13 protein-coding genes are annotated in these 12,716 nt (G+C 65.9%); 9 read left to right on the top strand and 4 right to left on the bottom strand.

The window, feature by feature from the left end:
- The 3 genes from LRP30_RS43155 to mutT all read left to right on the top strand — a co-directional run bounded on the left by LRP30_RS43155 (position 1) and on the right by mutT (position 2,684).
- On the top strand, positions 1 to 924 hold the full coding sequence (locus LRP30_RS43155) for a peptidylprolyl isomerase (protein ID WP_249758769.1): 924 nt from the start codon (positions 1 to 3) through the stop codon (positions 922 to 924).
- A 101-nt stretch (positions 925 to 1,025) separates the two neighbouring features.
- The gene (gene argJ / locus LRP30_RS43160) at positions 1,026 to 2,267 is read left to right on the top strand and encodes a bifunctional glutamate N-acetyltransferase/amino-acid acetyltransferase ArgJ (RefSeq protein ID WP_249758770.1); all 1,242 of its coding nucleotides are present in this window, start codon (positions 1,026 to 1,028) and stop codon (positions 2,265 to 2,267) included.
- Positions 2,268 to 2,273: 6 nt separating this feature from the next.
- Complete coding sequence (mutT, locus tag LRP30_RS43165; RefSeq protein ID WP_091898958.1) at positions 2,274 to 2,684, top strand: 8-oxo-dGTP diphosphatase MutT; 411 nt, start codon at positions 2,274 to 2,276, stop codon at positions 2,682 to 2,684.
- 132 nt (positions 2,685 to 2,816) lie between these two features.
- Here mutT and LRP30_RS43170 read toward each other — a convergent pair whose 3' ends face one another.
- On the bottom strand, positions 2,817 to 3,665 hold the full coding sequence (locus LRP30_RS43170) for a methyltransferase domain-containing protein (protein WP_249761961.1): 849 nt from the start codon (positions 3,663 to 3,665) through the stop codon (positions 2,817 to 2,819).
- A gap of 231 nt (positions 3,666 to 3,896) precedes the next feature.
- Here LRP30_RS43170 and LRP30_RS43175 point away from each other — a divergent pair, with 231 nt between their 5' ends.
- From LRP30_RS43175 to LRP30_RS43190, 4 genes are read left to right on the top strand one after another with little or no spacing between them, the layout of a single operon-like run.
- A complete protein-coding gene (locus LRP30_RS43175) occupies positions 3,897 to 4,694 on the top strand; it encodes a ComF family protein (RefSeq protein ID WP_128940353.1) in 798 nt (265 codons plus the stop codon).
- A 47-nt stretch (positions 4,695 to 4,741) separates the two neighbouring features.
- Positions 4,742 to 5,017, top strand: a complete 276-nt coding sequence (gene grxC / locus LRP30_RS43180; protein WP_128940408.1) for a glutaredoxin 3 — start codon at positions 4,742 to 4,744, stop codon at positions 5,015 to 5,017.
- Positions 5,014 to 5,892 carry a carbon-nitrogen hydrolase family protein gene (locus tag LRP30_RS43185; protein WP_249758771.1) on the top strand — a complete coding sequence of 293 codons (879 nt, stop codon included), beginning with the start codon at positions 5,014 to 5,016 and terminating at the stop codon, positions 5,890 to 5,892. Before grxC ends, LRP30_RS43185 begins: the two co-directional genes overlap by 4 nt.
- Positions 5,889 to 6,377, top strand: a complete 489-nt coding sequence (locus tag LRP30_RS43190) for a DUF1178 family protein (protein ID WP_128930256.1) — start codon at positions 5,889 to 5,891, stop codon at positions 6,375 to 6,377. Before LRP30_RS43185 ends, LRP30_RS43190 begins: the two co-directional genes overlap by 4 nt.
- Here the strand turns inward: LRP30_RS43190 and LRP30_RS43195 are convergent.
- From LRP30_RS43195 to LRP30_RS43205, 3 genes are all read right to left on the bottom strand, one after another.
- Positions 6,374 to 7,273: an EamA family transporter gene (locus tag LRP30_RS43195; protein ID WP_249758772.1), complete on the bottom strand. Its 900-nt coding sequence runs from the start codon at positions 7,271 to 7,273 to the stop codon at positions 6,374 to 6,376. The genes LRP30_RS43190 and LRP30_RS43195 overlap by 4 nt on opposite strands.
- Before the next feature lie 187 nt (positions 7,274 to 7,460).
- The gene (gene ubiG, locus LRP30_RS43200) at positions 7,461 to 8,234 is read right to left on the bottom strand and encodes a bifunctional 2-polyprenyl-6-hydroxyphenol methylase/3-demethylubiquinol 3-O-methyltransferase UbiG (protein ID WP_249758773.1); all 774 of its coding nucleotides are present in this window, start codon (positions 8,232 to 8,234) and stop codon (positions 7,461 to 7,463) included.
- 14 nt (positions 8,235 to 8,248) lie between these two features.
- Entirely contained in the window at positions 8,249 to 8,716 is a 468-nt protein-coding gene (locus tag LRP30_RS43205) for a PH domain-containing protein (protein WP_249758774.1), read from the bottom strand.
- A 153-nt stretch (positions 8,717 to 8,869) separates the two neighbouring features.
- Here LRP30_RS43205 and LRP30_RS43210 point away from each other — a divergent pair, with 153 nt between their 5' ends.
- Together LRP30_RS43210 and ptsP are read left to right on the top strand one after the other, a co-directional pair.
- Positions 8,870 to 10,126, top strand: coding sequence for an aspartate kinase (locus LRP30_RS43210; protein ID WP_128930259.1), 1,257 nt, complete (start codon positions 8,870 to 8,872; stop codon positions 10,124 to 10,126).
- A gap of 268 nt (positions 10,127 to 10,394) precedes the next feature.
- Positions 10,395 to 12,662 carry a phosphoenolpyruvate--protein phosphotransferase gene (gene ptsP, locus LRP30_RS43215; RefSeq protein ID WP_128940357.1) on the top strand — a complete coding sequence of 756 codons (2,268 nt, stop codon included), beginning with the start codon at positions 10,395 to 10,397 and terminating at the stop codon, positions 12,660 to 12,662.
- Positions 12,663 to 12,716: the final 54 nt, after the last annotated feature.

The raw sequence follows: 12,716 nt of genomic DNA on the forward strand, positions 1-12,716 counted from the left end.
ATGACCACCTCGTTCCCGGTAACCACCGGCCAGCGTTTCCGCCATGCGTCCGCTCTGGCCGGCTGCCTCGCTCTGGCGCTGTCCCTGGCGTTCGTCGGGCCGCTCCGCGCCGCCGACGATCCGGTGCTGGCGAAGGTCAATGGCGCGGAAATCAAGAAAAGCGACGTCGCCATGGCCGAGGAAGAACTCGGACCGAGCCTCGCCCAGATGGACCCGGCGACCAAGGACGAGAATGTCCTGTCGTTCCTGATCGACATGAAGATCGTCAGCAAGGCTGCCGAGGACAAGAAGGTCGCCGACAGCGAGGAGTTCAAGAAGCGCCTGGCATTCGCCCGCAACCGGCTTCTGATGGACAGCCTGCTCGCGGGCGAGGGCAAGGCCGCCACCACCCCCGACGCCATGAAGAAGGTCTATGAGGAGGCCTCCAAGCAGATCACCGGCGAGCAGGAGGTGCGCGCCCGCCACATCCTGGTCGAGACCGAGGACGAGGCCAAGGCGGTGAAGGCCGAGCTCGACAAGGGCGCCGATTTCGCCGATCTCGCCAAGAAGAAATCCAAGGATCCGGGCTCCGCCGACGGCGGCGATCTCGGCTTCTTCACCAAGGAGCAGATGGTGCCGGAATTCTCAGCCGTCGCCTTCGCGCTCGAGCCGGGCAAGATCTCCGATCCAGTGAAGTCGCAGTTCGGCTGGCACGTCATCAAGGTCGAGGAAAAGCGCAACCGCAAGGCGCCGGACTTCGAGCAGGTCAAGGCCCAGATCGAGAACTACGTCACCCGCAAGGCCCAGGCCGAGTACGTCGCCAAGCTCCGTGCCGAGGCCAAGGTCGAGCGGCTGGACCAGCCGGCGGATGCGGCAAAGGACGCCAAGCCGGCCGATGCGGCCAAGCCGTCCGACAGCAAGATGGCGCCGCCTGCGAAGAAGTAAGAATTCGCTGTCACTTCGCGGACGCCAATAGTATCTAACGTCGCAATGGCCGGGCACATGCCCGGCCATCTGCATATCCAGACCCACCAAGGCGCCCCGCGATGTCCTCCTCCGTCTCTCCCCTCGCCCCGAAACACGTTCCCGACATGCCCGTGATCGCGGGCGTCCGTCTTGCGACCGCCGAGGCCGGCATCCGCTACAAGAACCGCACCGACGTGCTGCTGGCGGTGATGGACAAGGGCACGGCCGTGGCCGGCGTCTTCACCAAGTCGAAATGCCCCTCCGCGCCGGTCGAATGGTGCCGCGCCAAATTGAAGGGCGGCAAGGCCCGTGCCCTCGTCGTCAATTCCGGCAACGCCAATGCCTTCACCGGCAAGACCGGCCGCGCATCCACGGCACTGACCGCGAAGATCGCCGCCAAGGCCGTCGGGTGCAGCGAGAGCGAGATCTTCCTCGCCTCGACCGGCGTGATCGGCGAGCCGCTGGACGCGACCAAGTTCGACGGCGTGCTGGGCCGCCTCGCCGAGACCGCCGAGCCCGGCGATTATCTCGCCGCGGCTAAGGCAATCATGACCACCGACACCTTCCCGAAGGTCGCGACCGCGACCGTGAAGCTCGGCAAGGCCAAGGTCTCCATCAACGGCATGGCCAAGGGTGCCGGCATGATCGCGCCCGACATGGCGACCATGCTGTCCTTCATCTTCACCGACGCGCCGATCGCGCCCGCCGCGCTGCAAGCCCTGCTCAAGAGCGGCGTCGAGGACACCTTCAACGCGGTGACGATCGACGGCGACACCTCGACCTCGGACACGCTGCTCGCCTTCGCAACCGGCGCCGCCGCCGCGCATGGTGCGCCAAAGATCAGCCGCGCCAGCGACCCGCGCCTGAAGGCCTTCGTCAAGGCATTCAACCAGGTGCTCGCCAATTTGTCCGAGCAGGTGGCCCGCGACGGCGAAGGCGCGCGCAAGCTGGTCGAGATCACGGTCGAGGGCGCCAAGACCAAGGCTTCGGCGCGCAAGATCGCGATGTCGATCGCCAACTCGCCGTTGGTCAAGACCGCGATCGCCGGCGAGGACGCCAATTGGGGCCGTGTGGTGATGGCGGTCGGCAAGGCCGGCGAGCCGGCCGATCGCGACAAGCTCTCGATCTCCTTCAACGGTATCCGCGTCGCCAAGAGCGGCGCGCGCGATCCGTCCTACGACGAAGCGCAGGTGTCGGAGGCGATGAAGGCGCCGGAGATCGCGATCAAGGTCTCGCTCGGCCTCGGCAAGGGCCGCGACCGCGTCATGACCTGCGACCTCACCAAGGAATATGTCGCGATCAACGGGGATTACAGGTCGTAAGGCAGCATGGCCGATCTCAAGCTCACATTGGTGGTGGCCTGCGCGCTGGTCGACGCGGACAAGCGCGTCCTGATCGCGCAACGCCCCGAGGGCAAGGCGCTGGCCGGCCTCTGGGAATTCCCGGGCGGCAAGCTCGAGCTGGGCGAGCGGCCCGAGCAGAGCCTGATCCGCGAGCTCCACGAGGAGCTGGGCATCACAGTCGCCGAGCCGTGCCTGGCCCCGCTGACCTTTGCGAGCTACGGCTACGAGACCTTCCACCTGTTGATGCCGCTCTACATCTGCCGGCGCTGGGAGGGGCAGGTCACGGCGCGCGAAGGCCAAAACCTCGCCTGGGTCCGTGCCAACAAACTGCGCGACTACCCGATGCCGCCCGCGGACATCCCGCTGATCCCGCATTTGATTGATTTGTTGATGTGACAATGCCGTGCCCCGGACGCAGCGCAGCGCTTCTTCAGCGGTGCGCTGCAGAGCTGGGGCCCATGCTTGCCGCGGAGCTGGGTCCCGGCTCTGCAGCGTATCACCTGGGTGCTGCGCCGCGTCCGGGACACGCTAGTCTCGCCGAGCCTTCTTCACCGCCTCGGCCAGACTCGCCTTGGCTGAGCCGGGCTTGAGCGGCTGCTGCTGGCTCGCATGCGGGGCCCAGCCGGAGAGCCAGATGATATCGAACGTCGCACGGATGCGGCCGTCGGCATCGGCGAAGCGCTCGGCATAGATCTCGGCCATCCGCAGCAGCGTCGCGCGACGGCTCGGCACGCGCCGCCGCTCGATCAGCACATTGGCCGCACCCATGCGGCGGAGATCCTGCATCAGCGCAAACGCATTGGCATAGCGCACCACGACACGGTCGACGTCGGTGACCGGCAGCGCAAAGCCCGCCCGCTGCAACAGCGCGCCGATATCGCGCAAGTCCGCGAACGGCGCGACCCGCGGCGACACGCCGCCTTCACATTCGGCTTCGGCGGCCGCAAACGCCTGACGCAGCTCGGTCAGGCTGTCGCCGCCGATCATGGCGGCGAGCAGCAACCCGTCCGGCCTCAATGCGCGGCGCACCTGCGCGAGCACACCCGGCAAGTCGTTGACGAATTGCAGCGCCAGCGCGGAGACGATCAGGTCGAGGCTTTCGGGTGCAAAGGGAAGCTTCTCCGAACCCGCGGCATCGAGCGCGATGTGCTCGATGGCAGGTAGCCTCGTGCGCAGTCCCACGAGCCCTTCGCCGGGCGTCCAAAGATCGGCCGGTGCCTGGAATTCCCGCATCACCGCGGCCAGCCGGTCGGACATGTCCTCGGCGACACGATCGAGCAGGAAGGCGACCGGACCTTGCGCCCGCGCGCGACCCTGCCGCGCGTGCAACAAAGCGCGATCGAACAAAGCGGGAGGAGATTGCGGAGCTTGAGCCATGCCGCTGGTTACGCCGATCACGACGGCTATTGCAATGTCCTCTCTCGTGTCCCGGACGCGCTGCAGCGCTCTTAGCGCTGCAGCGCAGAGCCGGGACCCAGTCGGCAACAGCGGATGATGCCACGCGATGGGCCCCGGCTCTGCAGCGCACCGCCGAAGAGGCGCCGCGCTGCGTCCGGGGCACGAGAGCGTGGCTTGAGCGGATAAGTGCGGAACGCTAGCCTTCCCCGCATGGAAGTCGAAACCGCCCCCGCCCGATCCTTCGCCGCCCCTCTGCGTGCTGCGTGGACGGCTGGCCGCCAGGTGCTGTCGCGCGCGGCGCGGCTTGCCCTCGACATCGCACTGCCGACGCAGTGTGTGTCCTGCCATGAGCCGGTCGATGGCGAGGGCGTGTGCGCTGCCTGTTGGGCGCGGCTGTCGTTCATTGAACGACCCTATTGCCCGCGGCTCGGCATTCCCTTTGTGTATGACCCCGGTCCCGACATGCTGTCGATGGAGGCGATCGCGAGCCCGCCGGCCTACCAGCGGGCACGCGCGGCGGTGCGTTATGATGACGTCGCGCGCACGCTGGTGCATGCGCTGAAATACCAGGACCGCACCGATTTGGCGCCCGCCATGGGCCGCTGGATGGCGCGCGCCGGCGGCGAGCTGCTCTCTGGCGCCGACATGCTGATCCCCGTTCCCCTGCATTGGCGCCGGGCCTGGCGGCGCCGCTACAACCAGTCCGGGGCGCTGGCGCGGATCATCGCGCGGCAGAGCGGCGTCGAGGCCCGAGGCGAGGTGTTGCGGCGGGTGCGTGCCACCGAGCAACAGATCGGCCTGTCGCGGGCCCAGCGCGCCACCAATGTACAGGGCGCGTTCCAGGTATCCCCCGACCGTCAGGCCGAGATTCAGGGCCGCCGCATCGTCCTGGTCGACGATGTCTTGACATCGGGCGCCACGCTGGACGCCTGCGCGCGGGCCCTGCTGCGCGCCAAGGCCGCCCAGGTCGACGTGCTGGTCTTTGCCCGGGTTGTGGAGACCCGGTAAAGTCCCATATAATTCAACGAATTCATGACATGAGAGCGCCAGACGAGATGACTGCTGCCATCGAGATCTACACGAGGCCGGGCTGCGGCTATTGTTCCGCCGCCAAGTCGTTGTTGAGCCGCAAGAAGGCGACCTTCACCGAGTTCGACATTGCCAAGAACCCGTCCTGGCGCCAGGACATGTACGGCCGCGCCGGCGAAGGCTCGACGTTTCCGCAGATCTGGATCGGTGGAACCCATGTCGGAGGCTGCGACGAGCTCTACGCGCTCGACCGCGAAGGCAAGCTCGACGGCATGCTCAACAGTATCAAGGCCGTCTCATGAGCGAGGATCGGATCTTCACCGCCGCCATGGTGCAGATGCGCACCGGCCTAATGCCCGGCCCGAGCCTTGAGCACGCTACCAAGCTGATCCGGCAGGCGGCGGCGGACGGCGCCGACTACGTGCAGACGCCCGAAGTCAGCAACATGATGCAGCTGAACCGCAAGGCGTTGTTCGAGCATCTTCAGAGCGAAGAGGACGACACCTCTCTGAAGGCATATCGGGCCCTCGCAGCGGAACTCGGAATCCACATCCATGTCGGCTCGCTCGCGCTCCGATTCTCGCCTGAGAAGGCGGTCAACCGCTCCTTCCTGATCGGGCCCGAGGGCAACGTGCTCGCGAGCTACGACAAGATACACATGTTCGACATCGAGCTGCCGGACGGCGAGAGCTATCGCGAATCCGCCAATTACCAGCCAGGCGAGACCGCCGTGATCTCCGACCTGCCCTGGGGCCGCGTCGGTCTGACAATTTGCTACGATGTCCGTTTCCCCGCGCTCTACCGCGCGCTGGCCGAGAGCGGCGCGTCCTTCATCACCGTACCCTCGGCCTTCACCCGCAAGACCGGGGAAGCGCATTGGCACGTGCTGCTGCGTTCGCGCGCGATCGAGACCGGCTGCTTCATCTTCGCCGCGGCGCAGGCTGGCCTGCACGAGAACAAGCGCGAGACCTACGGCCACTCCCTGATCATCGACCCCTGGGGCGAGATCCTCGCCGAGGGCGGCGTCGAGCCCGGCGTCATCATGGCCAAGGTCGACCCAGCCAAGGTCGAGACGGCGCGCCGGGCGATTCCCTCGCTCCAGCACGGCCGCCGCTTCGGCGTCGCCGATGCCAAGGCCGGGCCGGACCATCTGCATCTCGTACGGGGATCGGCATGATCCGCTACGCACTGCACTGCGACCGGAACCACGCTTTCGAAAGCTGGTTTCAGAGTTCGTCCGCGTACGATTCACAGGTGAAGCGCAAGCTCGTGACCTGCCCGATCTGCGGCTCGGCCAAGGTCGACAAGGCGATCATGGCCCCGCGCATCGTCGGCAAGAAGGGGCGCGGCCGCGCTACGCCGCCAGCGGAGGCCACGGCGAGCGCCACGCCTGCGCCCGAGGCTGCGCCGTCGGGACCAACCTCACTACTGATGGCGCAGGAGAAAGAGCTGCGCACGAAGCTGAAGGAGCTGCGCGATCACATCGTCAAGAACGCCGACAATGTCGGCGAGCGCTTTGCCAACGAAGCCCGCGCCATGCACTACGGCGACAAGGAGCACCGTCCGATCTATGGCGAGGCCTCGCCTGACGAAGCCAAGTCGCTGATCGATGAAGGCATCGAGGTGTCACCGTTGCCGGTGCTGCCGGAAGACCGGAACTAAACCCCTACCAGCACAGCCACGCCAACCACGATCAACGCGATGCCTGCAAGCTCGCGCGGCGCGATCGGCTGCTTGAACGAGTAATAAGCCACGGCTTGCGCGAACAGCACCTCGATCAAAGCGAGCGTGCGGACATTAGCGGCCGCCGTGAGCGCGAACGCCAGGAACCAGAACTGCGAGGCGAAGGCGCCCGTGAAGCCCGCGAGCATCGACGGCCGCCACAATCCGAGGATTCCCCGCAACACGTCTGGCGCGCGCCAGAGCAGATAGATCGTCAGCACCAGCGTCTGCACGAACAGGCCGAGCACCAGCGTGAACGACGAAGCCGTCACGAACGACACGCCCGGCACCGTGATGATGGCGCCGCGAAAGCCGACCGCGGAGAGCGCGAAGGCCGCCGCGGCGACGAGCCCCGTGATGGTCGGCTTCAATTCCGCAAAGCTTTTCTCGCCGCCGGGCCGGAGCGCCGTGATGACGACGCCGACGGTCGCGATCACGATCGCCAGCACCTTCAGCCAGGTCAAGTGATCGCCGAGAAAGACGAAGCCGAAGATCGCGGTCTGGATCGCTTCGGTCTTGAGGTAGGCCGTCGTCACCACGAAGGAGCGGTCGTTCATGGCGAGTAGCATCAGCCCGGTGGCGACGATCTGGCTGAGTGCGCCGAGCAAGAGCCATGGCCAGAACACGAACGGCGGCATGCCGATGTGATCGCCGGTGGCGACCAGCACCACCGCGAGAAACAGCAGCGAGAACGGGAAGCCGAACAGGAAGCGGATGTTGGTCGCGCCCCAGGTCCCCAGCGGCTTCGTCAGCGACCGCTGCATCGCATTGCGCGCGACTTGCCCGAGCGCGGCAATGATGGTGAAGGGAATCCAGAGGCTGGCGATGGTGAACATGGGGGTGGGATGGGGAGCAGGGAAGATTGCGGCAACGTGCCGCTAGCGGCGAAGCAGGTCAATCACGCGCAAGTCATGGGAGCGATGCTTTCGCCACACGCTCCGCCGTCGTCCCGGCCTAGTGCGCAATTGCGCACAGGGGCCGGGACGACACCGTTTTTGTGTTCGCAGCGCCCCTACTCAACCCTCACACCATCCCTTCCGCCACGACCATATAGTTCACGTCCATGTCGGAGGAGAGGGTCCATTTGTCAGCGAATGGGCTGTAGACGACGCCAGTCTGCTCGGTGATGACGAGGCGGTTGTCGAGCAGGTATTTTGTGAGCTCATCGGGAGTGACGAACTTGTTCCACTCGTGGGTGCCGCGCGGCAGCCAGCGCAGGACGTATTCGGCGCCGACGATGGCGAGTGCGAAGCTCTTCCAATTCCGATTCAGTGTCGAGACCACCATCAGACCGTTCGGCTTCAGCATCGCCGCACAGCGCTTCAGGAAGACGCCGACGTCCGTGACGTGCTCAATCACTTCCATCGCCAGCACGATGTCGAAGCGCTCGCGCGGATCGATCTCTTCCACGATGGTGCAGCGGTAGTCGATCGCGAGATGGCTCTTGTCGGCATGCAGTTTCGCGGCGGCGATGTTGCTCGCCGAGGGGTCGATGCCGATGACCTGCGCCCCCAAGCGCGACAGCGGCTCGCAGAGCAGGCCGGCGCCGCAGCCGATGTCGAGCACGCGCAGGCCGCCGAGGCAGCTGAGGCTGCGCACATTGCGTTCGAACTTGCGGCAGGCGGCGTCACGGATGTAGCCAAGCCGCAGCGGATTGATCCGGTGCAGCGGCGCCATCTTGCCCCTGGGGTCCCACCACTCCGCCGAGAGTTTTGAGAATTTCGCGATCTCCGCGGCGTCGACGGTCGAACCCGGCTGGGCGGTGGCGGTTGCGGAAGGATTTTGCTGCATGCTCATGGTTACGCGCGGTCCTACCGCGTGGTGATCGAACTACGGAAGGCGAGCGGCGAGGCGATGGTCTTGATCGTCTCGATTCCCTCGCCAACGCCGCGAATCGTCACGTCACCATAATTGAGAATCCGTCCAAGAATGCTCTGGTCGACGTCGACGCTCTCGACCTTGTCCAGCGCCATCTCGAAGGTGCGGCGCTTGATGAACCCGGTCTTGTGCACGACCCGGAGGTTGGTGACGTCGGTTTCGGTGGTGAAGCGATGGAACCAGCCCTTGATGGTCCAGTACAGGGCCGCCAGAGCCACGAGACCCGCGGCTGTAAGGCAAAGCAAAACGAGCCCGTCGGCCGTGACCTGCCGCGACAGGATCAGCAGGGCCAACGTTACGATCCAGGCCACGATGGCCGGAAAATAAAAGATCCAGTGCGCATTGGTCGAATACAGCACCCGCTCGCCCGGTTGCAGGATCTCGTCGATATAACGCGCCATGACCTCGGTTAACCCACTACCACCGCACCCTGCCCCCGCAGGAACCCGCTTGCCCCCGGCCTCGCCGCTCTGTATACGCGCGGTCGGTATCCGCGAGGCACCCGTCCGGTGCGGTCACCATACTGATCCTTATGAGGGAATGCACGCGTCGTCATGAGCCGCCTCGTGATGAAATTCGGCGGCACGTCCGTCGCCAACATCGAACGTATCCGCAACGTCGCGCGCCATGTGAAGCGTGAGGTCGACGCCGGCCATGAAGTGGCCGTGGTCGTCTCGGCGATGTCCGGCAAGACCAACGAGCTGGTGGCCTGGTGCACCGAGGCCTCGCCCATGCATGATGCGCGCGAGTACGACGCCGTCGTCGCCTCCGGCGAACAGGTGACGTCCGGCCTGCTTGCCATCGTGCTGCAGGGCATGGGCATCCAGGCCCGCTCCTGGCAGGGCTGGCAGATCCCGATCAAGACCAGCGACGCTCATGCCTCGGCCCGGATCGAGGACATCGACGGCAGCGAGATCATCAAGCGCTTTAGGGAACGCAAGGAGGTCGCGGTCATCGCCGGCTTCCAGGGTATCAACCCAGATACGGATCGCATCACCACGCTCGGCCGTGGCGGCTCCGACACCTCGGCCGTGGCGATCGCCGCCGCCGTCAAGGCGGACCGCTGCGATATCTACACCGATGTCGACGGGGTCTACACCACCGATCCGCGAATCGTGCCGAAGGCCAAGAGGCTTGATAAGATCGCGTTCGAAGACATGCTGGAACTGGCCTCCCAGGGCGCCAAAGTGCTCCAGGTCCGCTCGGTGGAACTCGGCATGGTCCACAACATGCCGATCTTCGTCCGCTCGAGCTTCGACAAGCCCGAGGATATCGACCCGCATGCCAACCAGCCGCCCGGCACGCTGATCTGCAGCGAGGAGGAGATCATGGAAAGCCACGTCGTCACCGGTATCGCCTTCTCCAAGGACGAGGCCCAGATTTCGGTGCGCCAGGTCGAGGACAAGCCGGGCGTGGCGGCCTCGATCTTCGGCCCGCTGGCGGATGCCAACATCAACGTCGACATGATCGTGCAGAACGTCTCGGAGGACGGCAAGACCACCGACCTCACCTTCACGGTGCCGGCCGCCGACTACACCCGCGCCAAGGACACGATTACCGCCGCCAAGGCCAAGATCGGCTATGCCCGGCTCGATACCGCCACCGACGTCGCCAAGATTTCGGTGATCGGCAGTGGCATGCGCAGCCATGCCGGCGTCGCCGCCCAGGCGTTCTCGGCCCTCGCCGGACGGAATATCAACATCCGGGCCATTACAACCTCCGAGATCAAATTCTCGGTTTTGATCGACACCGCCTATACCGAGCTTGCAGTGCGCACCCTGCACACGCTCTACGGCCTCGATCAGACTTAGGCGAATTTTCTGTTAGCGGTCGCAGCAAACGCGAAGGTGTCCACACATTCGCGTTTGGCAGGCGTTTTGCTTGGCAAAACAAGCCCCAATTCGCTATAGGCGGACAGGGTGGGCTGCCAGATACTGTGCCCCAGTTGAGGCGATGCCGATTCGGCTCTGGCAACCACCAGGGCCGGCGCCGGACGAGCAAGCTTGTTGTTTTTCTGGATTTCCGGGCGAGCCGCCGACGGCCCTTCGGGGCCCGGCAGACGGAGGAGATTGACGGTACATGCGGAGCGCGTCGGGAGGTCCCCGCGTCTTGTTGAGACGGCTCCGCGAAACCATGGCGGAGCAGGTCTCAGCCCAGGAGCGGCTGGACAAGATCGTGGTGCTGATTGCCGCCAACATGGTGGCCGAGGTGTGCTCAGTCTATGTGCTGCGCATCGACAATACGCTGGAGCTCTACGCCACCGAGGGTCTCAACCGCGAGGCGGTGCACCACACCGTGCTCAGCGCCCATGAGGGCCTGGTCGGTCTCGTCGCCAGCGAGGCGACGCCGCTCAACTTAAACGATGCACAGAGCCACCCGGCCTTCTCGTTCCGCCCCGAGACCGGCGAAGAAATCTACCACTCCTTCCTCGGCGTGCCGATCCTGCGGGCCGGCAACACGCTCGGCGTGCTGGTGGTGCAGAACCGCGCCAAGCGGAACTATGTCGAGGAGGAGCTCGAGGCGCTCCAGACCACCGCCATGGTGCTGGCAGAGCTGATTGCCTCCGGCGAACTGTCCGCGCTCGCCCAGCCGGGCCAGGAGCCTGCCGCGCGCCATTCCGCGCAGAAGGTCGGCGCCATCCTGTCGGAAGGCATCGCGCTCGGCCATGTCGTGCTGCACGAGCCGCGCGTGGTCATCAAGGACTATATCGCCGAGGATCTGCCGAAGGAAATCAAGCGGCTCGACACCGCGCTCGCCAAGCTGCGCGCCGATCTCGACCGCATGCTGGAGCGCGGCGACGTCGCCGACGGCGGCGAGCACCGCGACGTGCTGGAAGCCTACCGCATGTTCGCCAACGACCAGGGCTGGTCGCACAAGCTGCACGAGGCGGTCGCCACCGGCCTCACCGCGGAAGCCGCCGTCGAGCGCGTGCAGTCCGACACCCGCGCGCGCATGCTGCGCTCGACCGATCCGTATCTGCGCGACCGCCTGCACGACCTGGAAGATCTCGGCTACCGCCTGATGCGACAGCTGGTCGGCCAGGACCACGCGCCTTCACGCGAGCAATTGCCGGACAACGCCATCGTCATCGCCCGTGCGATGGGCCCGGCGGCGCTGCTCGACTACGACCGCAAGCGCCTGCGCGGCATCGTGTTGGAGGAAGGCACCGCCAATTCCCACGTCTCGATCGTGGCGCGCGCGCTCGGAATCCCTGCGGTCGGCGAAGTCCCGAACGCCCCTGGCATCGCCGATCCCGGCGACGCCATCATCGTCGACGGCACGTCGGGCTCGATCTATGTGCGCCCCTCGCAGGAGATCGAGGCCGCCTTCGCCGAGCGCGTGCGCTTCCGCGCCCGCCGCCAGGCGCAATATCTGGCGCTGCGCGATCGGCCTTGCGTTACCAAGGACGGCCAGAAGGTCGAACTGATGATCAACGCTGGGTTGGCCATCGACCTGCCGCATATCGACGACACCGGCAGTGCCGGCATCGGCCTGTTCCGCACCGAATTGCAATTCATGGTCGGCCAGAGCCTGCCGCGCACCAGCGACCAGCTCGCGCTCTATCGCACCGTGCTGGATGCGGCCGGCAGCAAGCCCGTCACCTTCCGCACCCTCGACATCGGCGGCGACAAGGCGCTGCCCTACATGGAAGCGGTGATCGAGGAGAATCCCGCGCTCGGCTGGCGCGCGATCCGGCTCGGGCTCGATCGTCCCGGCCTGTTGCGCGGCCAAATCCGCGCGCTGTTGCGTGCCGGCGGCGGCCGCGCGTTGCGCATCATGTTCCCGATGATCTCGGAGGTCGCCGAATTCGATGCGGCCAAGGCGCTGGTCGAGCGCGAGCTCACATATTTGCGCCAGCACGGCCACACGCTGCCTGAAAGAATCGACATCGGCACCATGGTCGAGGTGCCGGCCCTGCTCTATCAGCTCGACGAGCTGCTGAAGAAGGTCGACTTCATCTCGGTCGGCTCCAACGATCTGTTCCAGTTCCTGTTCGCGGTCGACCGCGGCAACGCAAAAGTCTCCGAGCGCTTCGACACGATGTCGGCGCCGATCCTGCGCGCGCTGCGCGACATCGCACGCAAGTCCCATGCGGCGAAGAAGTCGCTGTCGCTCTGCGGCGAAATGGCCTCCAAGCCGATCGGCGCGCTGGCGCTGATCGCACTGGGTTATCGTTCGCTGTCGCTCTCGGCCACCGCCCTCGGCCCGGTCAAGGCGATGGTGCTCGACCTCGACGCCAAAAAGGCCGAAGCCATGCTCGGCCCGTTGCTGGACGCGCCCGCGGGCAGCGTCGCGATCCGGCAGAAGCTGACGGAATTTGCCGAGGCCGAAGGCCTGGCGTTGTAGCGGGCCTGCGCCGCTTCCGCTCCCCTCGCCTCCGTCCGCCCATTTGAGACTGTA

The organism is Bradyrhizobium sp. C-145 (assembly GCF_023375135.1).
In the GTDB taxonomy this organism is placed as follows: Bacteria; Pseudomonadota; Alphaproteobacteria; order Rhizobiales; family Xanthobacteraceae; genus Bradyrhizobium; species Bradyrhizobium zhanjiangense.

What these genes read in the sequence shown, in the direction of transcription:
- LRP30_RS43155 (WP_249758769.1), top strand. Translation starts at nt 1, where the DNA reads ATGACCACCTCGTTCCCGGTAACCACCGGCCAGCGTTTCCGCCATGCG.
- argJ (WP_249758770.1), top strand. Translation starts at nt 1,026, where the DNA reads ATGTCCTCCTCCGTCTCTCCCCTCGCCCCGAAACACGTTCCCGACATG.
- mutT (WP_091898958.1), top strand. Translation starts at nt 2,274, where the DNA reads ATGGCCGATCTCAAGCTCACATTGGTGGTGGCCTGCGCGCTGGTCGAC.
- LRP30_RS43170 (WP_249761961.1), bottom strand. Translation starts at nt 3,665, where the DNA reads ATGGCTCAAGCTCCGCAATCTCCTCCCGCTTTGTTCGATCGCGCTTTG.
- LRP30_RS43175 (WP_128940353.1), top strand. Translation starts at nt 3,897, where the DNA reads ATGGAAGTCGAAACCGCCCCCGCCCGATCCTTCGCCGCCCCTCTGCGT.
- grxC (WP_128940408.1), top strand. Translation starts at nt 4,742, where the DNA reads ATGACTGCTGCCATCGAGATCTACACGAGGCCGGGCTGCGGCTATTGT.
- LRP30_RS43185 (WP_249758771.1), top strand. Translation starts at nt 5,014, where the DNA reads ATGAGCGAGGATCGGATCTTCACCGCCGCCATGGTGCAGATGCGCACC.
- LRP30_RS43190 (WP_128930256.1), top strand. Translation starts at nt 5,889, where the DNA reads ATGATCCGCTACGCACTGCACTGCGACCGGAACCACGCTTTCGAAAGC.
- LRP30_RS43195 (WP_249758772.1), bottom strand. Translation starts at nt 7,273, where the DNA reads ATGTTCACCATCGCCAGCCTCTGGATTCCCTTCACCATCATTGCCGCG.
- ubiG (WP_249758773.1), bottom strand. Translation starts at nt 8,234, where the DNA reads ATGAGCATGCAGCAAAATCCTTCCGCAACCGCCACCGCCCAGCCGGGT.
- LRP30_RS43205 (WP_249758774.1), bottom strand. Translation starts at nt 8,716, where the DNA reads ATGGCGCGTTATATCGACGAGATCCTGCAACCGGGCGAGCGGGTGCTG.
- LRP30_RS43210 (WP_128930259.1), top strand. Translation starts at nt 8,870, where the DNA reads ATGAGCCGCCTCGTGATGAAATTCGGCGGCACGTCCGTCGCCAACATC.
- ptsP (WP_128940357.1), top strand. Translation starts at nt 10,395, where the DNA reads ATGCGGAGCGCGTCGGGAGGTCCCCGCGTCTTGTTGAGACGGCTCCGC.